The sequence below is a fragment of the Chryseobacterium sp. JM1 genome (assembly GCF_000737715.1).
Lineage (GTDB): Bacteria > Bacteroidota > Bacteroidia > Flavobacteriales > Weeksellaceae > Chryseobacterium.
On the sequence record NZ_JPRN01000002.1, the window covers coordinates 456,291 to 480,502 of the forward strand.

At 38.2% G+C, this 24,212-nt stretch carries 29 protein-coding genes and 1 tRNA gene; 19 read left to right on the forward strand and 11 right to left on the reverse strand.

Translation table 11 applies throughout. The annotated features are described in order from the left end of the window. The first annotated feature begins 633 nt into the window (after positions 1-633). Complete coding sequence (locus tag IW22_RS04245; protein WP_034724364.1) at positions 634-1,515, forward strand: bestrophin family protein; 882 nt, start codon at positions 634-636, stop codon at positions 1,513-1,515. A 10-nt stretch (positions 1,516-1,525) separates the two neighbouring features. On the opposite strand, the gene IW22_RS04250 is transcribed toward IW22_RS04245, so the two are convergent. Continuing rightward, positions 1,526-2,125 (reverse strand): hypothetical protein, encoded by a 600-nt coding sequence (locus tag IW22_RS04250; protein ID WP_034724365.1) that lies wholly within the window; start codon positions 2,123-2,125, stop codon positions 1,526-1,528. Positions 2,126-2,180: 55 nt separating this feature from the next. On the opposite strand from IW22_RS04250, the gene IW22_RS04255 reads away from it, so the two are divergent. The 11 genes from IW22_RS04255 to IW22_RS04305 all read left to right on the forward strand — a co-directional run bounded on the left by IW22_RS04255 (position 2,181) and on the right by IW22_RS04305 (position 11,035). Next, positions 2,181-2,801, forward strand: coding sequence for a toxin-antitoxin system YwqK family antitoxin (locus tag IW22_RS04255; protein WP_051891039.1), 621 nt, complete (start codon positions 2,181-2,183; stop codon positions 2,799-2,801). A gap of 5 nt (positions 2,802-2,806) precedes the next feature. Continuing rightward, the gene (locus IW22_RS04260) at positions 2,807-3,337 is read left to right on the forward strand and encodes an RNA methyltransferase (RefSeq protein ID WP_034724368.1); all 531 of its coding nucleotides are present in this window, start codon (positions 2,807-2,809) and stop codon (positions 3,335-3,337) included. A 187-nt stretch (positions 3,338-3,524) separates the two neighbouring features. Beyond that, entirely contained in the window at positions 3,525-4,175 is a 651-nt protein-coding gene (locus IW22_RS04265; RefSeq protein WP_034724370.1) for a CBS domain-containing protein, read from the forward strand. A 1-nt stretch (position 4,176) separates the two neighbouring features. Next, a complete protein-coding gene (locus IW22_RS04270; RefSeq protein ID WP_034724372.1) occupies positions 4,177-5,043 on the forward strand; it encodes an NAD kinase in 867 nt (288 codons plus the stop codon). Between the two features lie 71 nt (positions 5,044-5,114). Then, the gene (gene fbaA, locus IW22_RS04275) at positions 5,115-6,185 is read left to right on the forward strand and encodes a class II fructose-bisphosphate aldolase (protein WP_034724375.1); all 1,071 of its coding nucleotides are present in this window, start codon (positions 5,115-5,117) and stop codon (positions 6,183-6,185) included. 97 nt (positions 6,186-6,282) lie between these two features. Further along, positions 6,283-7,137 carry an acetyl-CoA carboxylase, carboxyltransferase subunit beta gene (gene accD / locus IW22_RS04280; protein WP_034724377.1) on the forward strand — a complete coding sequence of 285 codons (855 nt, stop codon included), beginning with the start codon at positions 6,283-6,285 and terminating at the stop codon, positions 7,135-7,137. 54 nt (positions 7,138-7,191) lie between these two features. After that, positions 7,192-7,704: a DUF6973 domain-containing protein gene (locus IW22_RS04285; protein WP_034724379.1), complete on the forward strand. Its 513-nt coding sequence runs from the start codon at positions 7,192-7,194 to the stop codon at positions 7,702-7,704. Positions 7,705-7,798: 94 nt separating this feature from the next. Further along, positions 7,799-8,623: a DUF4886 domain-containing protein gene (locus IW22_RS04290; protein ID WP_034724380.1), complete on the forward strand. Its 825-nt coding sequence runs from the start codon at positions 7,799-7,801 to the stop codon at positions 8,621-8,623. A 131-nt stretch (positions 8,624-8,754) separates the two neighbouring features. Then, positions 8,755-10,158 carry a nucleoside recognition domain-containing protein gene (locus IW22_RS04295; protein WP_034724382.1) on the forward strand — a complete coding sequence of 468 codons (1,404 nt, stop codon included), beginning with the start codon at positions 8,755-8,757 and terminating at the stop codon, positions 10,156-10,158. Between the two features lie 74 nt (positions 10,159-10,232). Further along, positions 10,233-10,598, forward strand: coding sequence for a four helix bundle protein (locus tag IW22_RS04300; protein WP_034724384.1), 366 nt, complete (start codon positions 10,233-10,235; stop codon positions 10,596-10,598). Between the two features lie 44 nt (positions 10,599-10,642). Next, complete coding sequence (locus IW22_RS04305) at positions 10,643-11,035, forward strand: hypothetical protein (protein WP_034724385.1); 393 nt, start codon at positions 10,643-10,645, stop codon at positions 11,033-11,035. Between the two features lie 15 nt (positions 11,036-11,050). Here IW22_RS04305 and IW22_RS04310 read toward each other — a convergent pair whose 3' ends face one another. The 4 genes from IW22_RS04310 to IW22_RS04325 all read right to left on the reverse strand — a co-directional run bounded on the left by IW22_RS04310 (position 11,051) and on the right by IW22_RS04325 (position 13,789). After that, positions 11,051-11,938, reverse strand: coding sequence for a ferric siderophore ABC transporter substrate-binding protein (locus tag IW22_RS04310; protein WP_034724386.1), 888 nt, complete (start codon positions 11,936-11,938; stop codon positions 11,051-11,053). A gap of 33 nt (positions 11,939-11,971) precedes the next feature. Continuing rightward, positions 11,972-12,370 carry an ExbD/TolR family protein gene (locus tag IW22_RS04315; RefSeq protein ID WP_034724387.1) on the reverse strand — a complete coding sequence of 133 codons (399 nt, stop codon included), beginning with the start codon at positions 12,368-12,370 and terminating at the stop codon, positions 11,972-11,974. A gap of 82 nt (positions 12,371-12,452) precedes the next feature. Next, positions 12,453-13,157 (reverse strand): MotA/TolQ/ExbB proton channel family protein, encoded by a 705-nt coding sequence (locus IW22_RS04320; protein ID WP_034724388.1) that lies wholly within the window; start codon positions 13,155-13,157, stop codon positions 12,453-12,455. 170 nt (positions 13,158-13,327) lie between these two features. Further along, positions 13,328-13,789 (reverse strand): hypothetical protein, encoded by a 462-nt coding sequence (locus tag IW22_RS04325; RefSeq protein WP_034724389.1) that lies wholly within the window; start codon positions 13,787-13,789, stop codon positions 13,328-13,330. Positions 13,790-13,957: 168 nt separating this feature from the next. On the opposite strand from IW22_RS04325, the gene IW22_RS04330 reads away from it, so the two are divergent. The 4 genes from IW22_RS04330 (at position 13,958) to IW22_RS04345 (ending at position 17,232) form a co-directional block, all read left to right on the forward strand. Next, on the forward strand, positions 13,958-15,754 hold the full coding sequence (locus tag IW22_RS04330) for a DUF885 domain-containing protein (protein WP_034724390.1): 1,797 nt from the start codon (positions 13,958-13,960) through the stop codon (positions 15,752-15,754). A 109-nt stretch (positions 15,755-15,863) separates the two neighbouring features. Then, the gene (locus IW22_RS04335; protein ID WP_034724391.1) at positions 15,864-16,427 is read left to right on the forward strand and encodes a hypothetical protein; all 564 of its coding nucleotides are present in this window, start codon (positions 15,864-15,866) and stop codon (positions 16,425-16,427) included. Between the two features lie 4 nt (positions 16,428-16,431). Beyond that, on the forward strand, positions 16,432-16,878 hold the full coding sequence (locus tag IW22_RS04340; protein ID WP_034724392.1) for a DinB family protein: 447 nt from the start codon (positions 16,432-16,434) through the stop codon (positions 16,876-16,878). Between the two features lie 3 nt (positions 16,879-16,881). After that, positions 16,882-17,232 carry a hypothetical protein gene (locus IW22_RS04345; RefSeq protein ID WP_034724393.1) on the forward strand — a complete coding sequence of 117 codons (351 nt, stop codon included), beginning with the start codon at positions 16,882-16,884 and terminating at the stop codon, positions 17,230-17,232. A 13-nt stretch (positions 17,233-17,245) separates the two neighbouring features. Here IW22_RS04345 and nth read toward each other — a convergent pair whose 3' ends face one another. Further along, positions 17,246-17,866 carry an endonuclease III gene (gene nth, locus IW22_RS04350; RefSeq protein ID WP_034724395.1) on the reverse strand — a complete coding sequence of 207 codons (621 nt, stop codon included), beginning with the start codon at positions 17,864-17,866 and terminating at the stop codon, positions 17,246-17,248. Between the two features lie 33 nt (positions 17,867-17,899). On the opposite strand from nth, the gene bcp reads away from it, so the two are divergent. After that, the gene (bcp, locus tag IW22_RS04355) at positions 17,900-18,349 is read left to right on the forward strand and encodes a thioredoxin-dependent thiol peroxidase (protein ID WP_034724397.1); all 450 of its coding nucleotides are present in this window, start codon (positions 17,900-17,902) and stop codon (positions 18,347-18,349) included. Positions 18,350-18,514: 165 nt separating this feature from the next. On the opposite strand, the gene IW22_RS04360 is transcribed toward bcp, so the two are convergent. The 5 genes from IW22_RS04360 to IW22_RS04380 are packed head-to-tail and all read right to left on the reverse strand — an operon-like array spanning position 18,515 to position 22,731. Continuing rightward, complete coding sequence (locus tag IW22_RS04360) at positions 18,515-19,048, reverse strand: GNAT family N-acetyltransferase (protein ID WP_051891043.1); 534 nt, start codon at positions 19,046-19,048, stop codon at positions 18,515-18,517. After that, the gene (locus IW22_RS04365) at positions 19,017-19,679 is read right to left on the reverse strand and encodes a hypothetical protein (protein ID WP_034724398.1); all 663 of its coding nucleotides are present in this window, start codon (positions 19,677-19,679) and stop codon (positions 19,017-19,019) included. The genes IW22_RS04360 and IW22_RS04365 overlap by 32 nt, the downstream gene beginning before the upstream one ends. A gap of 34 nt (positions 19,680-19,713) precedes the next feature. Continuing rightward, positions 19,714-20,796 (reverse strand): mannose-1-phosphate guanylyltransferase, encoded by a 1,083-nt coding sequence (locus IW22_RS04370; protein ID WP_034724400.1) that lies wholly within the window; start codon positions 20,794-20,796, stop codon positions 19,714-19,716. Beyond that, positions 20,790-21,389, reverse strand: coding sequence for a SprT-like domain-containing protein (locus IW22_RS04375; RefSeq protein WP_034724401.1), 600 nt, complete (start codon positions 21,387-21,389; stop codon positions 20,790-20,792). The genes IW22_RS04370 and IW22_RS04375 overlap by 7 nt, the downstream gene beginning before the upstream one ends. 1 nt (position 21,390) lies before the next feature. Beyond that, a complete protein-coding gene (locus IW22_RS04380) occupies positions 21,391-22,731 on the reverse strand; it encodes a TolC family protein (RefSeq protein WP_034724403.1) in 1,341 nt (446 codons plus the stop codon). A 97-nt stretch (positions 22,732-22,828) separates the two neighbouring features. Here IW22_RS04380 and IW22_RS04385 point away from each other — a divergent pair, with 97 nt between their 5' ends. Then, positions 22,829-24,073: a bifunctional folylpolyglutamate synthase/dihydrofolate synthase gene (locus IW22_RS04385; RefSeq protein ID WP_034724405.1), complete on the forward strand. Its 1,245-nt coding sequence runs from the start codon at positions 22,829-22,831 to the stop codon at positions 24,071-24,073. 41 nt (positions 24,074-24,114) lie between these two features. After that, positions 24,115-24,189 (forward strand) — tRNA-Val (locus IW22_RS04390). Positions 24,190-24,212 lie beyond the last annotated feature (23 nt).

Consider the following 24,212-nt stretch of genomic DNA (forward strand, 5'->3'; position numbering starts at 1 on the left):
GGTAATGGGCACTTTGGAAACCTTATTTAAACCACAAAGGGGAAATGCTTTGAAACATTAAAAATATACGGTATAATCTGTGAAATCAGTGGTAAAAAAAACATTAACCACAAAAGTGACAAAAGTTTTAAACACTTGAGTTAATTTTAAGTTTAACATATTCAGCATAAAAAGAACACATAAGTTTTAAAAAATCGGAGATTTTTATTGTTGAACCATTAAGTGGAATTAAGTTTTTAAGATTATTAAGAGACCTTCGCTTTAAGCGATTGCAGCTTAAAAATCTTTAGATTTTCTCTTAACTCTTCTTACTTCCTTCACTGATCTTAATGTTTCAAAAAAAATATACGTTATCATCTGTGAAAATCTGTGCAATCCGTGGTTAAAAAATCATAAACCACAAAAGTGACAAAAGATTTTAAACACTTGAGTTATTTTTAAGTTTAAAATATTGAGGATAAGAAGTACACGTAAGATTAAAAAATCCATGATTTTTAAGAAGCTTAACTGTTTAATCGCTTTCTATCTTGCCATAAGCCCACTCACATCTTTGACTTTTTTAAACTTATTTTAAGGGTTCCGATAAAGCAGAGCTGAAATGAAAAAATTATATTTGTAAGACTAAGTGAATTTATGAGAGCCTACAACACCAAGCATTTCCTGAAAATCCTTTTCAGCATGCATAAAAGCGATACCATGAAGATCCTTTTTCCAACGATGATCCTTGTGGGACTGTATTCGTGGGGCATTCAGTATCTGGAAGTGGAATATCTGCATCTGACCACAAAATCAGGGGTGAGCAATGTAGGAATGATTCATTCTTTATTGGGCTTTGTGCTCTCTTTGTTATTGGTTTTCAGAACAAATACCGCTTACGACCGATGGTGGGAAGGCAGAAAGCTTTGGGGAAAACTGGTAAATGACACAAGAAATTTTGCAGTGAAGATCAATGCTATTTTAGAGAATGACCGTCAGGATGCAGAGCAGATCTCAAGATATTTAAAATATTTTCCGCATTTCCTCGCCAAACATTTGTCTAAGGAGTCTACAAGGCTGGCTTTGGATGAAGATTATTCCGAAATTGAAAAATCCCTGAAGCATCACGGTCCCAGCGAAATTATCATTCTTTTGACCCATAAACTGAACCTGCTGAAAAAAGAAGGGAAAATCTCGGATATTGAAATGCTGTATCTCGACACCCAGCTTTCAGGATTCCTGGATGTTTGCGGTGGCTGTGAAAGAATTAAAAACACCCCAATTCCCTACTCATATTCTTCATTTGTCAAGAAATTCATCATCTTATATGTATTAGCTCTGCCAGTGGCCTATGTCATCACAATTGGACTGCTGATGATTCCACTGACGGTTTTTGTATATTATGTTTTAATGAGTCTGGAACTGATCGCAGAAGAAATTGAGGATCCTTTCAATAATGATGAAAATGATATTCCGATGGAGGCATTGGCCCAGAATATCGAGAAGAGCGTTCACCAGATCATGGGGCTGAAAAAGTAAAAAATCAACCTTAAAGGTTGATTTCTTTGAGTTCTCCGTCTTCTTTTATTTCAACAAATTTGCTTTCTCTGTTGGCTGCAGAATAGCCGTAGAAAAATGTTTGGTATATCGGTGAAGAATACAGATATCCTCCGTATGCGTTGTAAGAATCTGTTCTTCCGGTCTGCTGCTGATAGCTGCCTGTAGCCGTAAAGTTCACGATGGTTTCCAGATAGTATTTTCCGGGTTTTAATTTTTCAAACTTAAATCTTCCGTAATCATCTGTCAGAGCTTCCAGTTTATATTTAAAAGCATCTTCGGACATATATACGGTGGTCTTTTTGTTTTCATACTTTCTTCTCATGCTGTAAAACTCATCGAAGTAAGGTGTTACAGGAAAAAGCATCACCACAGTCCCTTTGGGTGCATAATGTTTTCCACCGAGCAGAGGTTTGATCCCCCAGTTATTTTTCTGTTTTGTGGAAGCCACTCCTTCAATGGTTGAATTTCCGAAGCTTAGCATCTCTCTGGCCATCTTTTTATCGAAAAAAGCCTGCGGATAATAGGTATTCTGTGCCTGTACCGATAGAAAAGCGAATACCAACAGCAGTAAAGCGGATATTTTTTTCATGTTAATATTTTAAATCAAATATAAGTATTTTGCTATTTTTGAAATAAAAAAATCTATGAAATACTTTTTTCTGCTATTAATGACTGCAACATCGTGGGCAATAGCACAAAAGCCATGCGGATTTAAAGACGGACTTCAGGAAGGATCCTGCAAAGATTTCTACGAAAACGGACAGGTAAAACAGGTCGTTGAATGGAAAAAGGGGAAAATAGAAGGAGAAGCAGTCTATTATTATGATAACGGAAAGATACAGGCCAAAGGGGAAAATAAAAAAGGTCATAAAGCAAAAGAATGGTCTTATTATGACAAAAATGGAGTGCTGACCTCCAAAGAAATCTTCAGAAATGGAGAGAAAAATGTATATGACGACAGCTCACTGGCTACTTTTTACTCTCCTGCAGGAAAAATAACCGAAATTTCCAACTACAGAATGGGCAAACTGCATGGGGAAACCAAACTGTTTCATGAAGACGGAAAATCTGTAAAACAGATCGGGCAATATGACAACGGACTGGCTGTCGGAAAGTGGAAAGCACTCTATCCATCAGGAAAGGTGCAGCGCGAAACAGAATTCGCCAACGATAAATGGAATGGCAACAGGGTTCACTACCGTGAAGACGGAAGCGTTGAAAAGACGGAGGTCTACAGAGACGGAAAATTAATCTCAACAAAATAAAACAATTGGTACAGAAACTAAAACTGGAAGAACTGAACAGAATAGATGTAGAAACATTTAAGAAGGTCGAGAAGATTCCATTGGTCATTATTTTAGACAATCTCAGAAGCATGCACAATGTAGGGGCATCATTCAGAACGGCGGATGCTTTTCTGATCGAAAAAATTATTCTTTGCGGTATTACGCCACAACCGCCTCACCGTGAGATCCATAAGGCTGCACTCGGAGCTACAGAAAGTGTAGACTGGGGTCATGAAAGTGATATTAATACAGCCATTAGTGATTATAAAAGCCGTGGCTATGAGATTATTGGAATCGAGCAAACGACAGATAGCGTGATGATTACGAATTTCAGCATAGACAAATCAAAGAAATATGCTTTGATTTTAGGAAATGAAGTGGAAGGAATAAGCGATGAAGCGCTCCCGAATATTGACACATTTCTGGAAATTCCTCAGCTGGGAACCAAACACTCTCTGAATGTAAGTGTATGCGGTGGAATTGTGATGTGGGAATTTGCAAAAGCCCTAAAATAAAAAAACTGCATATGTCCTTAAAAGACAGTGCAGTTTGAAATAAATCTAATAAAAAGTAAAAATGAAAGGCGACAAAGGTACCTTTTTTTTCTTTACAAACAAATTTTGACATCACTTTTTTCTTTTTTCCTGAAAAAAAGTGGTATTTTGAGAAAAAGTTTCATTTAATTTTTTATAAATTAGCACAATGTTTATCAAGGATTATATCTCAAAAGACTTTCCGTGTTTTAGCCTGACTGACTCAATAGAATCAGCGAGGAACACATTAGAGGATTTCGGATATTCCCACATTTTCATCAAAAAATCTCATCACTTCTACGGAGCTATCGCAGAAGACTTTCTATATGAAGGTGAAGGAACCCTGAAAGATCTTGAACACCAGATTGAGCGTTTTGCCATTCTGGAGGACAATAATATTATGGACAGCATCCGTCTGTTCTATACTTTCAGTGCCAACGTGATCCCGGTGATTAATAAGAATGAAAAGTATCTCGGGTACATCACCTGCGAAGATATTTTTCAGAATCTTTCCCGCTATCCCCTGTTTTCAGAGACTGGAGCTATCCTTACGATAGAAACGCCGGCCAGAAAATATTCGATGACAGAGATCGCCAACATTGTGGAAAGCAATAACTCGAAGTTTTATGGTGGATTTATCACCTTTATGTCCGATGAAGTGATTCATGTGACGATAAAGATCAGCAATGAAAATCTCTCCTCTATAGACGCTACTTTTGACAGGTACGATTACAGAATTGTTGAAAAATATTATTCTGACGAAAAATCTGATCTGTTTAAAGACCGGTTCGGATTTTTCCAAAAATTCATAGAAATATAACATGAAGGCAGCCATATATTCTCAGAAAAAAGACCTCGATACTTTTTTATATTTAAGCAAGTTTATTTCAGAACTTGAAACCAGAGGCGTAAAATCTGTTCTGTACGATGAAATGGCTGAAGCACTTCAGTTCTCAAAGATATTTGAAACATTCAACAACAAACAGGACCTTCTGGATAAGGAGGTAGACCTTTTCTTTACTTTCGGAGGAGACGGAACCATCGTGAATTCCCTGACTTTTATTGAAGACCTGGAGATCCCGATCGTGGGTGTCAATACCGGTAGATTAGGTTTTCTGGCGAGTTTTACCAAAGAAGAAGCATTCAAAGAACTTGATGCCATCTTAAAAGGTGATGTGAAAACCAGCCGCCGTGCTGTAATTGAAGTGGTTTCTCCAAGATCTGACGATTTTTTCCCGTATGCATTGAATGATGTTACCGTTTCCAGAAAGGAAACCACCTCTATGATTACGGTAGATTCTTATATTAACGATGAATTTTTGAATGTTTTCTGGGGTGACGGGGTTATCGTTTCCACGCCTACAGGATCTACGGCTTATTCATTAAGCTGTGGCGGACCGATCATTTCTCCGAACAACGAAAATTTTGTCATTACTCCCATCGCTCCCCACAATCTGAATGTAAGACCTTTGGTGGTGAATGACAGGGTGGAAATTAAGTTTAGAGTGGAAAGCAGAGTGCCGCAGTATTCTCTTTCGCTGGACTCAAGACTGATACATATAGAAACCGATAAAGAAATTATCATCAAAAAGGCAGATTTCCAGATCCTTCTGGTGCAGCCCAACCATTTGAGTTTCTACGAAACAATCCGTCAGAAGCTGCTTTGGGGCAGGGACAAAAGAAATTAGTAATTCCTCAAAAATGATTACCTTTACAGGAATTTTAAAAACGCCTAATAATTTAAAATAAAAAGTAAAACATGAGCAGAATTTTTCCGGCAGGAGTTGCCACAGGTCAATTAGTTACTGATATTTTTCAGTACGCTAAAGAAAACAAATTTGCACTGCCTGCAGTAAACGTAATTGGTTCAAGCAATGTAAACGCTGTTATGGAAACCGCAGCGAAATTAAACTCTCCTGTAATTATCCAGTTTTCAAACGGTGGAGCAGCTTTCAACGCAGGAAAAGGACTCAACAACGATGGTCAGAAAGCAGCTATTTTAGGATCTATCGCCGGAGCAAAACATATTCATACTCTTGCAGAAGCTTACGGAGCAACTGTGATTTTACATACAGACCACTGTGCTAAGAAATTATTACCTTGGATCGACGGATTATTAGATGCAAGTGAAGAGCATTACAAGCAGACAGGAAAATCTCTTTATTCTTCTCACATGCTGGATCTTTCTGAAGAATCTCTGGAAGAAAATCTTGAAATTTCAGCTCAATATTTCGAAAGAATGGCTAAAATGCAGATGACTTTAGAAGTTGAGATCGGTGTTACAGGTGGAGAAGAAGACGGTGTAGACAATTCTGATGTAGACAACTCTAAACTATATACTCAACCGGAAGATATCGCGTATACTTACGAAAAATTAAAAGCGATTTCTGACAACTTTACCATTGCTGCTGCTTTCGGTAACGTACACGGAGTTTACAAGCCAGGAAACGTGGTTCTTACCCCAAAAATCCTTGACAACTCTCAGAAATATGTTCAGGAGAAATTCGGAACAGCGGACAAGCCGATTAACTTTGTATTCCACGGAGGTTCAGGATCTACTTTAGAAGAGATCAGAGAAGCTATCGACTATGGAGTAATCAAAATGAATATTGACACTGACCTTCAGTTCGCTTACACGGAAGGGGTTAGAGATTATATGGTTAACAATATTGATTATTTAAGAGCTCAGATCGGAAACCCGGAAGGAGAAGAAAAACCTAACAAGAAATTCTACGACCCAAGAGTCTGGGTAAGAAAAGGTGAGGAAACTTTCTCTACAAGACTGGTTCAGGCGTTTGAAGACTTAAATAACGTAAATACTTTAAAATAATTTTTTGTAAAAAGCAGAATGTATAAAGTACAAAGTAGATTTAATGCTTTTGTCTTTATACATTTTACTTTTTACATGATACTTTAATACAAACAAAATGGCATTCGACTGGTTTAAAAGAAAAGCAAAAAACATTACCACCTCTACTGATGAAAAAAAGGATGTTCCCAAAGGCCTTTGGCATCAGACTCCATCAGGAAAAATAGTGGAGCATGATGAATTGAGAAGAAACAGCTACGTTTCTCCTGAAGACGGATTTCACGTAAGAATAGGAAGTGCAGAATTTTTTGAGATCCTTTTTGACGAAGGTAAGTTCACTGAACTGGATGCCAATGTTGAAAGTATTGACATCTTAAACTTCAAGGATACAAAACCTTATAAAGACCGTCTGAAAGAAGTAAGAGCAAAAACAAAACTTACAGACTCTATCAGAAATGCAGTAGGAACCGTAAAAGGAACTGAAATGGTGGTTTCATGTATGGATTTCGCCTTTATCGGTGGATCTTTGGGTTCTGTAATGGGTGAAAAAATCAGAAGAGCAGTAGATTACTGTATCGCCAACAAACTTCCGTACATGATCATCTGTCAGTCCGGAGGAGCGAGAATGCAGGAAGCCACTTACTCTCTGATGCAGCTTGCCAAAGTACAGGCTAAGCTTGCTCAGCTTTCTGAAGCAGGACTTTTATACATCGCTTACCTTTGTGACCCTACTTTTGGAGGAATCACGGCTTCTTTCGCTATGACAGCAGATATTATCATGGCTGAGCCGGGAGCACTGATCGGGTTTGCAGGTCCGAGAGTAATCCGTGAGACGATCGGAAGAGACCTTCCGGAAGGTTTCCAGACCTCTGAATTCCTACAGGAAAAAGGATTTGTAGATTTCATCGTAAAAAGAACTGAAATTAAAGATACGGTCGCTAAAACAGTTAATTTATTAGCTGCAAAAGCATAAGATCTGTAACAAACACTATACAATCTCTCTCTAATTAGGGAGAGATTTTTATTTATGAGGACTTTTAAGATTTTTTTTAATACCATCCGAAGCATGAGCCTGAAAAAGATCATGCGTCTTTTATCGCTTCTCCTTCCCCATCCTCTTTTTGCATTATTAAGTTTTCATGCAACGGTACAGGCTTTTGCCATTGCCCAGAAAAAGTTTCCTAAAACGGCATCTAACAACGGAATAGGAAATGCTTTCAGACATGCGCTTTGGTGCTGTTTCATCATGATGTACTGCTGCAAGGTGTCTTCACCGGAAAAAGCACTGAGTTTCTGCAAAAGAATAACCGATATGCATGAAGAACTCTTTCCTAATCAGCCTTTGGAAACGAAAATGGATCTTCACAACAACAAAATCGGCATGGATTATTTCATGGAACTGCTGCCGGGAATTCACCGCCAGTTTTTTGAAAAGAATTTTTTCATCGACAGCCTTGCCAGGAAAATGGATGACGCCAAGGTTTTGAAAAGCCTGGACGATGACTTTGAGGGATATCTGGTTTATCTTGATGAAAAATAATAAATAACCTTTTCATTGGTTACTAAAGTGAATTTCTGCCTTTATGATGTTTATATCAAAAAAACATTTACATTTAGCACTAATTCACAATTCCATGAAAAATACGCTACTATTAATCATTATATTTTGTGTTTCATTTTGTAAATCTCAAAATATAAGACATGACAAAGAAGTAAATGTTCTTTTTATTGGAAATAGTTTAACCTATTTTCATGATATGCCGAAAATGCTTCAAACCATGTTGAACGAAACCGATCAACATTTTAAAATCTATCAAAGTACTTTTCCTGGTATGTCTTTGTCTGATCATCTTGATGAAATTATTGTAGCCCGGACTGAAAACATGGTAAATACACGAAAAAAGACCGGATCCGAAACTACGGAGACAGAGAAAATGATTGCCGAAAGAAATTGGGATGTCATTATTTTGCAGACCGGACAAGTAAGTATTTTAATTCCTGAGGATAGAGATCTGGATATTGATTATTCCATAAAGGCAATAAAGAAACTGGTTTCTAATCCGGACTGTAAATTCATATTATTCACAACATGGGCAGGAAAGGAAAATTACCCACAAAAATACTGCTATCCATCCAAAATAACCCTTGCCCCGGCATCCTGCTCGCCACTGATTAAAGATTTTGAGCAACATCAGAAATTACTTTCAGAGGGACACAGTTTACTGGCTTCCAAAAATGATTTAATTCAATCTAAAAACGGTGAAAAGTTTTATGAAGTCATGACAAGATATCCAGATATTGAGCTGTTAGAGGATGATATTCATCCCAATAAAACGGGTTCATTTTTCAATGCATGCATTTTCTATAGTCTTCTCACCAATAAAGATGCATCACAGCTAAAATATTTAGGGGAAATTAAACCGGAAACAGCCAATAGATTAAAGGAAATGGCAAAGTAAAATGCATAGCTATTGGATAACAAAATTGGTGAGGAAATTTTAATTAAAAATCTTGTCTTTTCGACAATCCTGCTTTTTCAATTTCTCTTTTTAGTAATTTTCACTACATTTAAAATCCAAAATAAAATTAAATGGTCCTCAGCAGAATTTGGTCGGCTTTCATTATCATTGCCATTGGCATTGCCAGTATAAAATACATTTCGTCTGGCCACTACAAAACCATCTTTAATGATATGGTGGTGGGAAAAGGCGGTGATACAGTTCAAATCGCTTCGCAGCCGATGAATACGCTTACCCCGGTTGTCAGAGACAGCCTGATGAAAAAGAATGATTTTGCGGACAGCAGGATCCATTATAAAACAGATTCTCTTAAACAGAATGTAAAGGTTTACAGAGTTCAGGAAGCAGACGGCGTGATCGGAACCTCCGAAACGGCAGTTAAGATCTGTATTGGCCTGATCGGAATCATGACCCTGTTCATGGGATTCATGAGTATTGCTGAAAAAGCAGGAGGAATTAATCTCCTAAGCCGCTTAATTCAACCTTTTTTCTCAAAATTGTTTCCCGATATTCCTAAAAACCATCCGGCTTTCGGACATATGCTGATGAATTTCAGTGCGAACCTTCTGGGACTGGACAATGCCGCTACTCCATTCGGTTTAAAAGCGATGGAAAGTCTGCAGACGTTAAACCCCAATAAAGACACTGCCAGCAATTCACAAATCATGTTTCTGTGTCTTCATGCCGGCGGAATGACCTTGATTCCGGTTTCTATTATTGCCATCCGGGCTTCGATGGGTTCAAAAACACCGACCGATATTTTTCTTCCCTGTATGATCGCAACATTTGCCGCCACTTTAGCCGCCATGATTGTTGTTTCATTATATCAAAAAATAAATCTGCTAAAACCTATAGTTCTTGCTTATGTAGGAGGAATTTCAGCCCTTATAGCCTTATTGGTTTTATATCTGGTTCAATTGAGTAAGGATGAACTGGATGACTTCAGTAAAGTTTTAAGTAACGGACTGATACTCTTTATCTTTTTAGCCATTGTTCTGGGTGCGGTCTATAAGAAAATTAATGTCTTTGATGCTTTTATTGAAGGCGCAAAAGAAGGTTTTACCACCTGTGTCAAGATTATTCCTTATTTGGTTGGAATGTTGATTGCTATTTCCCTGCTAAGAACTTCCGGCGTTTTTGACGTTATTATTGACGGAATGAAATGGGTCGCTTATAACGCCCATCTGGATGCAAGATTTGTAGATGGACTTCCGACTGCTTTAATCAAGCCATTATCAGGTTCAGGAGCGCGAGGTATGATGGTGGATACGATGGCGACTTTCGGAGCAGACAGTTTCCAGGGTAAATTAGCAGCAGTTCTTCAGGGAAGCTCAGATACGACGTTTTACGTGATTGCGGTATATTTTGGAGCCGTAGCCGTAAAGAATACGAGATACACGGTAATTGCTATGCTTCTGGCGGATCTGGTGGGTATTATTACTTCGATTGTGCTGGCGTATTTGTTTTTTGCTTAATTTGTTGTCAGTTGCTGGTTACTGGTTTTCTAGTTGCCAACTAACTGCATCTATGAATTATTAAAAAAACACTTATGAGCTATCTAAAACTTGATATTTATACTATTGCTTTTGACCTGTTTATTGAGACTCATCAGCTTTCATTAAAATTACCAAAATACGAATTATATGAGTTGGGAAGCCAACTAAGGAGATCTGCAGATTCTGTAGTGACCAATATCGCTGAAGGTTATGGTAGGAAAAGTTATAAAGGAGATTTTATCAGATTTCTTATTTATTCACAGGCAAGTTGTGACGAAACAGTAAGCCATTTATCCAAAATAATAAGACTTTATCCAGACCTGATCCCAGATTTAAAGGATAAAACAGAACAATATCAACTCTTAGGAGGAAAAATAAATAATTTTATAAAATACGTCCAGTTAAGCTGGCGAACATAAACCACACAACTAGCAACTAGCAAAGCAACTAAATAAACTCAATTATGATCACAGATAAAGAATTCACATTAAGATTAATACGTCAGTTAACTCAAGCACTGGAAAAACTGATTTTAGACAAGCCTGAAGAAAGTTTAATGCAGAAAGAATTAGACTTTGAGTCTTTGATGAAAGATATTTTCAAATTTGATTTTACGGCCCTATCCTCAAAAACAAAAGAAGAAATTATAGAAATCGTAAACGAAAGGCAGGAAAGAGACCACAAGGATTATTATGAAATGCTGGGCAACCTGTTCTACTTTAAAGGCAGAGGAGAAAAAAATAATGAGTTTTTAGACAAGGCAAAAACGTTCTATGAATTGTATCTTCAGACCAGCGGGATTTTCGCATTACCCGTGATCAACAGAATTAATGAAATAAAAAAAGCACTTGAATAAAGTGCTTTTGTATTTTTAGAATGTGATTTTATAAGATCCGGTTGAGGATGTACTCGCTTTTTCTGCTTTTACATACTTCTTAACCCAGGAAACTCCTGTAGAAGATATACAGGGATCTGATGTTCCTCCCGACCTTCTTGCAGAAACTACATTTCCGGCTTTATCTACTGTATAGGCAATGGTAATGGTTCCGCTTGCCGTACAACTGTTACTTGGTTGTGCGCCTCCTCTTCCCATCGTTCCGGGGATATAGCCGATTAGTTTTCTGTCAATTCCTACTTTGCTGTCTCCGTTTCCGTCTCCTCCTAAAGGATCTCCTGCGTTACCGATACCTTCACCAGTTCCCTGGCTCCCGGCTTTTGTTCCTCTTCCTCTGATCAGGTTTCCAATGGCTGCGGTTCCTTTTCCGTCTCCGTTTCCGGTTTTGGAATTGGCGGTTGTAGCTCCGGATTTCTTTGTATTTTTTGAAGCACTTGCGCTGGTGGCGGTCTTCTTATCTTCTTTTTTGGATTCTTCTTTCTTCGGAACGCTTACCTTCGAATTATTTCCTGTAATCACCTTTTCCTTCACTTCCGTTTTCTTAGGTTCCGGCGCAGGTTCAGGTTTTATTACTGTTTTCGTTTCAGGTACTGCCGTTTCAACAGGTTCAGGAGTTACTTCTTCAGTGGCTGCAGCAAGGCTACCCGGCTGATCTGCGGGTTCTTCAATGCCTTTTCCATTTCTGTTGTCACCGAAATTAACGAGCATTGTTGTAACCACTTCATCAGACTGTTTATCCAGCTCCGGCTTCAGTTTATAAAGAAAAACAAAAAGCAGGATCCCAGACCAGATCAGGATAGAAAGTACTGCACTTTTTATCCGGTCTCTGTTTTGCTCGTTTTTGTTTACTGTGTAACTTTTCATTTTAAATGATTCTTTCCGAATGTTCCGGAGTCATTATTTATCTTTAACGGTTGCAATTGCAATGTTAAATTTATTCTTTTCAGCGATTTCCATGACGAAAACCACGTCTTTATGCATGGTATTTTCATCTGCACGGATGGTGAAAGATTTATTCGCCTGACCTGTTAATTTACTGACAATGACAGCTTCCAGCTGATCTCTCGTTACTGGATTATCATCTACAAAATACGTTCCGTCCGGTTTAATACTTACCGTCAAAGGATTAGGAATATTATCTTCAACAGCTCCCGCTTTTGGCAACTTTACATCAATCGCACTTTGATTGGCGGCTGATGAAGTGATCATAAAGAATATCAGCATCAGCAAGATAACATCGGTCATCGCTGCCAAACTGAATTCGGGATTCGCTTTATTTCTTCTCTGAATTTTCATCTGTTTACTTTTACTTTTTTAATGGTCAGATGGAATCGCTATTATTTGAAAACGTCCTGACTAGCGATTTCATAAGAAAGATTTATAAAGGTTTGTTGATAAGGTCTAAAAATTCTCCGGACATATTCTGAGCTTTCAATACAAATCTGTCAATTCTCGTTAAAAGAATATTGTAGAAAAAGTTAGCAGGAATAGCTACCGCCAAACCTACCGCTGTTTGCCCCAATGCCGTATAAATACCTTCAGACAATGTTTTTGGTGAGAAAGATCCCGTTGCATGAGAAAGGTTGAAGAATGCGATAATCATCCCGATAACCGTTCCCAAAAGTCCTAACATCGGCGCGATACTTGGTACCACAGCCAGAAGGTTCAGATTCTTTTCCATATTGGCTACCTCTATCTGCGCCTGGGATTCCATGGCACTTACAATGTCAGAAACAGGACGTCCCAGTCTTGAAATTCCTTTTTCCAGTATTCTTCCTTCGGGAGAGTTCTGTTTTTTTGCATAATCTGCAGCCGATTCTATCTTTCCTTCCTTGATAAAATCTTCAATATTCTCCATGAAATTGGCATCTGTTTTTGAAGTCAGCCTTTTAATAAAGAAGAAACGTTCAAAAAACAGGTATAGCGAAAACACACCTAAAGCCAGAACGACAAACATCACTATCTTAGCGAAAGCCCCTCCGTGGAACATGATCTTCCAAAATGAAAATTCTAAATCGTCTGTTGCAACTGCAGGAGCAGTAATCTGTGCAAATAAAATCTGAGTAAGTTCCGTTAACAGCATTAATGTGAATTTTTATAAAATTTTAACGACAAATGTAGTGGAATATTATGAATTGCTCTCTTAAAAATTGCTTAAAAACAACTTAAAATTTGTTATGATTTGGATACAGCAAATTCCTTTCCAAAAGAAACTTTGAAAAGAAATTTGATATAAAAAGGATGAAAAAGCGGCTATTCTTCGCCTACATCTATGTCATCCTGCGTAAATTCGCATTTTAATCGGAATGGGATCGGCGTATCTGATCCCGTATAGAAATCGTCGATAGTACCCTTCCATATGACCTGAAGTTCACCTTCTTCATTTTTCTCAAACTGGAGCTCATTATCGTAGATAAAGGCATCGTCGTCGTCGAATAAATCAACTTCGGTATAGGTTTCTTCTTCAGAATCATTAATCCTGATCACTTTTCCTTCAATTTCCTTCGATTCGATAGGAAAATCGAAAATTTCAAGTGAAAGCTGCGGAAAGTTGTACTGTAATGAATCATCATCTACATGATCCAAACTGTCATCCGTTATAATTTCAACCTCTAATAAATGTTGTTGGTTGCTGTAGACCGCTTTACAATAAGTGTTTCTAATATTGTATTTTAGGGTCTCCTCCGGATGGTAAATTTTTAAAATCCCTTTCATTATTTCTTAAAAAAGAGCTGTAATAATATGATTGTTAAACGTTTTAGACAAAGATAAAAAATTGATTCAAAGTTGAAAATATTTTGAAAATTATTTTTTTAAATCATTATGATTGATTATTCCGTATAGGCCAATAATACTTACTTTTGCTGCATAAAGATTCTGAAAATGAAAAACATTTTATCAAAAGGTATTTTAGGGCTCGGACTGGTGATCAGCCTTGCTTCCTGCAAAAAATCTGATTCTCCGCTGACGAAGGTGACCCCTACGAACATGGATTCTATTGCATCCAGTTATTATGAGCAGTATCTGAAATTATATCCTTTAGAGGCTACTTCCCAGGGAGATACGAGATACAATGACCAGCTTCCGATCAATATTGACAAAGACTTTATCTCCGGAGAGGTTGCCTTCTACAATTCCGTACAGAAGCAGCTGGAAAGCGTTGATTACAAAGGTCTTTCCGATGAAGAAAAGGTAGTTTACGATGTATTGGATTATACTTTAAAAGATAAAATCGAGGCCTATGCCTATCACCCGGAATATATTCCTTTTACACAGTTCGGAGGACTTCCCCTGAACTTTCCGCTGTATGGAAGCGGCGAAGGAAGCCAGCCTTTTAAAACAGAAAAAGACTACAGCGACTGGCTGAAAAGAATGGAGAAATTCCCGGAATGGATGAATGCGGCCACCGACAATTTCCGTGAAGGAATCACCAATAAAGTAGTTCTTCCTAAAAAACTGGTCGTTAAAATGATCCCTCAGATGAGAGCAGAAGAGATCACAACGGCTGATATGGATAAAAATATTTTCTACGGACCGATAAAAAACTTCCCGAAAAGCTTTACCCAGGCTCAGAAAGATAAATTTTCCGCTCTTTATGCAGAAGCGATCACGAAAAAGATCATTCCGGCTTATACCAAAATGGGTACATTCCTGGAGAAGGAATATCTGCCGAAAGGAAGAGATACAGATGGCTACAACAGCCTTCCGAACGGAAACGAGATTTACAGATATTATGCTAAAAGCTGGACAACGACGAAGAAATCTCCTGAGGAAATCAATAAAATCGGAATTCAACAGGTCGCTATGCTTCGTGCTGAAATGGAAAAGGTGAAACAGCAGGTTGGTTTTTCAGGAACACTGGAAGAATTTATCAATTTTGTAAAAACAGATCCTAAAGCAATGCCGTATAAGACTTCTAAAGAGGTTTTAAATGGATTTAACAGTATTCTAGCGAAGATCACTCCTAAACTGAAAACAATGTTCAGCGTAACACCGAAAACGAAGTTTGAGATCAGACAGACGGAAAAATTCAGGGAAGCAAGTGCCAGCGCAGAGTATATCCAGGGAACTCCGGATGGAAAAAGACCGGGAATATTTTATATGCCGATTCCTGATCCTACCAAATTCAATGTGACTTCAGGAATGGAATCTCTTTTCCTTCACGAAGCAATACCGGGACACCACTATCAGGTTTCTCTTCAGCAGGAAAATACCAAGCTTCCCAAATTCATGAGATTCGGATGGTTTGGAGCGTATGGAGAAGGCTGGGCGCACTATTGCGAGACTCTGGGACCTGAATTCGGTCTTTACACAGATCCTTACCAGAAAATGGGTTACCTAAGCGATCAGATGCTGAGAGCGGTAAGACTGGTTGTAGATACCGGACTTCATACCGGAACTATGACGAGAGAGGAAGCCATTAAATATTTCCTGAGCAATATCTCTTATGATGAAGCCAGCGCAACTGCAGAGGTGGAAAGATATATGGCGATGCCGGGACAGGCTTTAGGCTACAAAATAGGATCATTGAGAATCCGTGAGCTAAGAGAAAGGTATCAGAAAGAGCTTGGCAAGAAGTTTAATTTAGCCAGCTTCCATGATGAGATTTTAAGCCAGGGATGTCTTCCATTGGATGTTTTAAATAGGAAGATGGATCTTTGGGCTAAGAAGCAGAAATAGTTTTGCTTCAACAGATCAAAATATTGAAGATGGGATAATTAATTTTATTCCATCTTTTTATTTATTTTTGAGTGTGACATTTATACAAAGTAGCGCAAAGGTTTTGCTGATGAAAAAAATAACAGTATTATTTTACTTGATATTAATTGTTAGCTGTAAAAAAGCTCAAAACCAAACCGAAAATTTTGGAGAAATAACCGTTGATAAAAATATAGTTCACGATACCAGCATAACCACTCTGTCAAAATATCCGGAACTAAAACTGTTCAACAGTGAAAAGGTTGAGAGTAATACCAGAACAGCCTATATTGTACAGAATGCCATTTTTTTTGATCCAAACAAAAAAATAGTCCGTTTTAATGATTACAAAGCCAAAGCCTTTTATAAAGGTGATACTTTGGAATTATGGCTGAATAATTATAATGGATATTTCGGAAATGGAGTGATCGTAAGGATCTTTAAAAATCATTTCAAAGTCTATGATATTAACCCAAATGCATTGCGTAACGAACTTAAATTTATAAAAACTAAACCTTTGTCCCAAAAGCTGATTCTTAATACAAATAGCTTCAACAAAAATGACAGCATTTACGGCTTCATAAATTATACCTGTAAAATTGACCGTCTGGTTGAAAAGAACTTCAGAGGATATTTCAAAACTCTAATACGATAAAAATATGATCATAGAAAGCCTGAGATCTCTCTACAGCAGAGATTTGAATAAACTAAAAACTGAAATTGAAGCATACCGGAATGAAAATTCGATGTGGAAAACAGATCAAAACATCGCCAATTCTGCAGGAAATTTATGTCTGCATCTGGTTGGAAACCTAAACCTCTTCATTGGTGCAGAACTGGGAAAAACTGGCTATGTCAGAAACCGGGAACTGGAGTTTTCACTTAAAGATATTCCTCAGAAAGAGCTTTTAGCTATGACAGAAGCCACTACTTCCATTGTTGATCAAGTCCTCAGCCAGTTGACTCCGGAAGACCTTGAAAAGGAATATCCTCTTGTTGTTTTTGAAGATAAAATGACTACGGGTTACTTTCTGATTCATTTGATCACGCATCTGGACTATCATCTTGGTCAGATCAATTATCACAGAAGGCTGCTGGATCTATAAAATATGAAAAAGGCATTTACCCCTGTCATTAATACCTCCAGCTTTGAAGAATTGATTTTAGAAAAGCAAGGAAACGAAGGAAACAGCACTCTGGTTATCAACACCATTAATGAGAAAATTACGAATACTGATATTTATTCCGGTTTCATTAATCTTTGCCGGGAATTCAATGTTGAAGTTCAAAATTTTATGCAGGACGATTTCTGCCATGTTGTTATAATAAACGGCTCCGGATCTCTCTCTATGGTCTATGAAGACCCGCTTACAGATATCAGCACGGATCTGGCTTCTATACTCTACAGAGAACTCTCCATACAAATCAAAAACCAGGATTTTATACAAAAAAGCTTATAGAACCCATACACCTCTACTTTTCAAACAGCATTTTCGTAAGAAAGTCCTTCTCCCCTTTTCCTCTGGCTGGTGAATACTCTCTTCCGTAGAAAATAATCTGCAGGTGAAGCTTGTTCCACGTTTCTTCCGGAAATATGGCCTTGGCGTCTTTTTCCGTTTCTACGACATTTTTTCCTGAAGTAAGCTTCCATTGTGTCATCAGCCTGTGAATGTGTGTATCCACCGGAAAGGCAGGAAATCCAAAGGCCTGGCTCATCACTACAGAAGCGGTTTTATGCCCAACTCCGGGAAGTGCTTCCAGTTCTTCGTAGGTCTGGGGAACGACACCATCATGTCTTTCCAGTAAAAGTTCAGCCATTCTTTTCAGGTTCTTTGCTTTTGTATTGGACAGTCCTATTTCTTTGATCAGTTCTTTAATTTCAAATTCTTCCAGTCTGGCCATCCTTTGCGGAGTTCCGGCCACCTCGAAAAGATGGGGAGTCACCTGGTTCACTTTTTTGTCGGTGGTCTGTGCTGAAAGTGCTACAGCAACCATTAAAGTATAAGGATCGGTATGATCTAAGGGAACAGGTGTGGTGGGATATAATTTCTCCAGTTCGTTCTGAACGAGCTGAGCTCTTTGCTTTTTTGTCATTTAACCATTAAATTTGAACAAAATTAATTCATTATGCTGAAAGTTGGAGATAAATTACCTGAATTTGAAGGAACAAATCAGGATGGCGAACCCATAACCTCATCAAAACTGATCGGAAAGAAATTAGTCGTTTTCTTTTATCCTCAGGCCAGCACGCCAACGTGTACTGTGGAAGCCTGCAACCTGAGTGACAATTACTCAAAGCTTAAAAAAGCAGGATTTAAACTGTTGGGAATAAGCGGAGACAGTGTAAAGAAGCAGAAAAACTTCCACAGTAAATTTGCTTTTCCATACGATCTTCTTGCCGATGAGAATCACGATGCCATCGAAAAATTCGGAGTTTGGCAGGAGAAGAAAACATTCGGAAAAACGTATATGGGGATCGTAAGAACCACTTTTATTTTTGATGAAAACGGAATCTGTACGAGAGTCATAGAGAAAGTAACGTCTAAAACGGCGGCTGACCAGATTCTGGAAGGATAGAAATTACAGGGCTGGAAGCTGGAAGAGGGATGATGGAAGTACTGTTAGGCATTATTTTAAACAATCATCATAAAACTTGATGATGTCGTCTTAAAAAACGAATAAAAATTTTGCCGGAGCTCAACAGCTTCCCTTTTCCAGCTTCGTGCTTCCTGACATTAAAATTTAATTGGTTTCGAAGTACATCAACTCTTCATCGTCATTGGGAAGGGTCACATAGTTTTTGAATTCCAGTCCTAGTTTTTTAATGAGGCTTTGTGATGAAAAATTATCTTTTGAGGTGATGGCGGAGATTTTCAGTAAGCCATAGATATCCATCCCGATAGATTTTACCTTCTCGGCCGCTTCATAGGCATATCCTTTCCCTTCAAATTCTTCCAGCAGGGAAAAACCTATATCCACGACATCAAGGCCTTCTCTTTCAAAGATTCCTACTGCGCCTATTTTTTCGCCTTTATCTTTTGTTACCACCACATAATTTCCGAAACCGGATTTTTCAAACTGGGGAAGAAACCTGTTTATAATATAGTTTTCAGCATCAGCAATGCTGTTTACCCCACGATTTCCGATGTATTGAATAAACTTCGGTCTGTTGTAAAGTTCAAAAATAAATTCTCTGTCATCCACCGATACAGGCTGGATGATCAGTCTTTCTGTTTCGTAAACGCTATTTTCGTCTAGTAGATTTCTTTGGTTCATCTTTGGGTTCTTCTTTTTTCTGAATTTTTAAAAGCCTTGGATTATTCGCGCACTTTTTATTGTAAAGTTCAATGTAGGTTCCGTTGTCTTTCACTTTGGAAACAGCTCCTGAGGATTTACTGACAGTCAGTGTATAATGCGTTTTCTGGTAAGGACATTCCTTTGAGGTAAGTTTTCCGAGATCCAGGTAGTAATTGGCAGCATCTTCATAATAATTGCCGGCAACGTCTTTAAATTCCTCGTCTACCATATATCCTTCAGCCGTCAGAACGATAGCCGCTTCTTCTGCGTTATCAATTTTCCCGACGAATTTTCTCAAACCTTCAAGGTCTGTGATGTAATTCATCTTTCCGCCTGCAGCATAAGCGATATAGTAAAAGCTGTCTTCTGTAGGGAATAAATTAAAGCCGGAAAATTGTGGTGTATAGTCTTTCTTTCCACCTGAAGTCCTGATCTCCTGATTTTTACCATAGCTATTGTAGACCAAAACCCAGGAATCTATCCTGTCATTGGGAATAATTTGCTGTAAAATATTCGGGATACTGGAGAAATTTTTCTTGTTCTGAGAAAATCCCAGAAATCCAAAAAGCAGAAACAAAAAAATGGTTGATCGTGTTGCGGTTTTTATCATAATTCAAAAATCAGCAGAAAGTTAGCCATTATTTTTACATGAACTTATCTCCTTTCTTGAAACTTTTCAGATCAAGAACGTAGTCTTTAATCAGTTGATCATTGTCTCTCGGGCAGATCAGCAATGCTTTATCTGTGTCTACGATAATAAAATCCTCAAGGCCGTCGATGATGACAGCTTTGTTATTGTTCTTCAGTCTGATGATATTCCCCTTAGAATTATAATTGAGGAAATGCTTCAGTTTTACCGCGTTTCCATCTCTATCTTTTTCAGTATTTTCGTATACTGAAGTCCAGGTTCCAAGGTCACTCCAACCCAGATCCGATGGAATTACATATACATTTTTCGCCTTTTCCAGAATTCCGTTATCAATCGAAATTTTCTGTACTTTCGGGTAAATGGTTTCAATGCAGCTGTCTTCCTTTTCAGAATTGTATTCGCAGGCCATAAAGTGCTGCATCATTTCAGGAAGATAGAGTTCAAATGCATGGTGAATGCTTTTCACATTCCAGATAAATATCCCCGCATTCCAAAGAAAATCTCCGCTTTCAAGGAAGCTTTGGGCAATTTCAAGAATAGGTTTTTCCGTGAACGTTTTTACTTTGAAATAATCTGAACTTTTCTTTTCTACAAACTGAATATATCCGTATCCGGTATCCGGTCTGGTAGGCGTAATACCCAAAGTTACCAGATAGTCATGCTTGGCAGCAAGGTCAAAAGCAAGTTCTACTTTCTCCAGGAATACTTCTTCTTTTAAGATCAAATGATCCGCCGGAAGTACGATCATCGTTGCATCCGGATTAATTTCAGCAATCTTGTTCGCCATGTACAGATTACATGCCGCTGTATTTTTCATCAGAGGTTCACCCACAATGTTTTCTTCAGGAATTTCCGGAAGCTGCTGATGGGAAAGCGCAACGTATTCTTTATTCGTGATCACGAATATCTGTTCTTTAGGAATGATCCGGCTGATTCTGTCATACGTCTGCTGAATCATAGTACGCCCGATTCCTAAAATATCCTGAAACTGTTTTGGAAATTTCTGTGTACTCATAGGCCAGAACCGGCTGCCGATTCCTCCCGCCATGATGACACAGTATCTATCTGATTTTAACATTCTTGCCTACATTTTTCAACCCTTGCCAGAGGCTTGAAAGAATACTTCCTTCCCGTAGCCAGGTTCTTACAAAGATAGTTTTTTTTAATCAGACCTTCTAATAAATACTTCTCGTTCCGGTAGATAAAAAATTCTCCTTTTTGAAGCTCTTCTATAAAGTGCAGTCTATCATCTTGTTTTTCAGTATGAAAATATCTTACAAGATCCGGGCTGGCCATAAAATTAGCCTTTGGAGATTTTGAAAATCTAATGATAATCGGCTTCAGATCCTCATCATAGACTTCAAGACTTTCAAGAAGCATGTTTCTGAAGGTCTCTTTCCATTCAATGCCGTGTGGCGAAATTCTGCGCCCATATTTCTCAAAAGCGATGAGATGGGCCAGTTCATGGGTAAGTACAAAGAAAAAAAGCGGTGGAGTCAATGTTGAATTCACCGTTATTTCATGGGAGTTATCAGGAAGTTTTCTGTAATCTCCCAGTTTGGAATTCCGGCTGCGTGTAACTTTTATGTGAATAAAGTAATTTGCAAACCAAATCCTTAAGTATTTTAGTGTATTTTGAGGTAAATATTTTTCTAATGACTGGATAGACATTTTACAAAGTTAATGGAATTCCTGCATAGAAATTCAGCAATTTAAGACTGAAAAGATAATTGTATTTCGCCTGAGCCACAGATCCCTGTGCGTTTGCATAGTTGTTTCTGGCTACATTCACATCGTAAATCGTTGTTCTTCCTGCCGTATAACTTTTATCAGCAAATTCTAAAGCAAGCTTTGTACTCTTCTCTGTTTCCACCGCCGAAAGGAAGGTTTCATAGTTCGCATCTACATCAAACTGCGCCTTCTGTACATTCTGTCTTACCGTCTGCTTCTGCTGCTCCAGAGTGATCTTAGCCACACTTTCATTAATTCTAGCCTGCTCTACCTGCAGTTTAGTATTTCCTTTATTGAAAATCGGAACATTCAGTGAAATACCTCCCTGCTGACCAAAGTTATCTTTATACTGTTGGAAAAACTTTTTCTCTTTCACATAAAGAAAGTCACTTCCAATATTATCCGTATTCAAAAGATTATTGTAAAAACTTCCTATCCCCACACTAGCTGTAAGCGTTGGCCAGAAAGACGTTTTACTTACTTCTGTCTGCGCCATGGCAGATTTGATCCTGCTTTCTGCGGCTTTTACCTGAGGCTGGTTTTCAAAAGCTGTGGTAAGAACTTCATCCACAGATCTTAAGGGTTGTTCCAGTTGGTCAGGAACCTCCACATATTCAATATCAAAATCTTTATAATCCGGAAGCTGTAAGAGCTGTGCCATAGCAAAAAGACTTCTGCCCACGTTAATTTCAGCTGTTTTACGGTTTTGTTTTTCTCTCGCCAATGCTGCTTCTGCTTCTGCAAGGATAGTTTGGGCCGTAGTTCCTACCTGCGTTGTTATTTTGGCTCTGTCGTATTGCTTTTGAGCATTTTCAACAGCACTCTCCGAGATTTTTACAATTTCTCGGTTAAGAAGAGTGGTAAGATATTGTTGGGCAATCTGAAGAAAAATATCATTTTTAATGGTTTCCACATCATATTGGCTGGCTTCTACATCAAACTCTGTTTTTCTGATCGTTTTCTCAAGTCTCCCATTGTTGTACAGTAAAATATCTGCGCCCAGATTAGCACTGTTGCTGAACCTGTCATTCCTTAAACTTCCTGTTCCGAATGAAGTCTGCCCGAAACTTACGCTATTCGACATACTTCCTGACACTGAAGGCAGATACTGATTTCTGGCCATTTTAAGGTTAGAATCCTGAATCTGTTTAGAATATTGATTTTGGATAACCTGTAGATTATGCTCTACGGCATAGTCTACGCATTCTCTTAAGGACCATTTCTTCTGAGCACTTAGTCCCAGATAGCTTAATCCAAAAACGATAATCCAAACTTTTTTCATATTAATAATTTTCAATATTAGACGAGCCAAATATAAAAAAGTTACAGTTTTAATAATTAATATTTTATTTTAAAAAAACTTTTGTGAATTTTGCATCATGACAAACGGACAATATCAGGAAGCTGTAGACTGGCTTTTCGTACAGGCTCCCAACTATCAGATCGACGGGCTGAAGGCCTATAAACCTGGGTTAGACAATATTACAAAGTTGTGTGATTTTTTCGGCAACCCTCAGGAAAAGATAAAATGCATCCATATCGGAGGGACCAATGGTAAAGGATCTTCGAGCAATATGCTGGCTTCTGTGCTACAGGATGCCGGTTATAAAGTAGGTTTATACAATTCTCCTCACCTTATCGACTTTACGGAACGCATCAAGGTCAACGGGAAAAACTGTGATAAAGAATTTGTCTTTGATTTTATTCAAAAACTAAAAACGCTTCCTGAAGATATCCTTCCCTCTTTTTTTGAATTTACCACCATCATGGCTTTTGAATATTTTTATCAGCAGGGTGTAGATTTTGCTATTATTGAAGTTGGGCTTGGCGGAAGACTGGATTCTACGAATATTATTCAACCTCTTGTTGCTGCCATTACCAATGTACAATTGGATCACCAGAATATTTTAGGAGACACTATTGAGGAGATTGCAGCAGAAAAAGCAGGAATCATCAAGCCTCATATCCCTATTATTTCAGGAGACGAAACGGATAAGGTTAAAAATATCATCAGACAGAAGGCTGAACTTGAAAATGCTCCGTTTATTGACGCTACAACGATTCATACAGAACTTGTTTCTGATCTTAAAGGAAATTACCAGAAGAAAAACATCCGCGTTGTTCTTGCATTGGTTGAGGAATTAAAAAAGCTGACTATCAGTATTTCTGATGAAAATATAGAGAACGGACTGCTTCATGTGCATCAAAATACTGGATTTATCGGTCGCTGGTTCGAGTTTTCTCAGGACCCTCTTACCATTTGTGATACGGGACACAATCAGGCCGGATTGGAGTATGTTTTTTCTCAGCTCAACTCTATAGACCGTCACAAGCACGTCATTTTGGGCTTTGTCAATGACAAAAAGATAGATGAAGTGATGGCTCTCCTTCCTGAAAATTCTGAGTTTTATTTTGCAAAACCATCCATCAACAGGGGAAGACACCCCGAAGACTATGAAAATCTTCTGCAGGAGGCAAAAATTTTTTATAAAATTTTCGATTCTGTACAGGAAGCGTATCTTTCTGCAAAAGAGCGATGTACAAAAGAAGAAATGATTTTCATCGGCGGAAGTAACTTTGTAGTTGGAGAATTTTTAGAAAAAAATTTGGAGATTTCCGAATAAGTCGTATATTTGCACCACTCTAAACGAGGAAACAAGTATAGGGGCTCTTAGCTCAGTTGGTTCAGAGCATCTGGTTTACACCCAGAGGGTCGGGGGTTCGAATCCCTCAGGGCCCACACAAAGGTAACTGAAGCCTTTC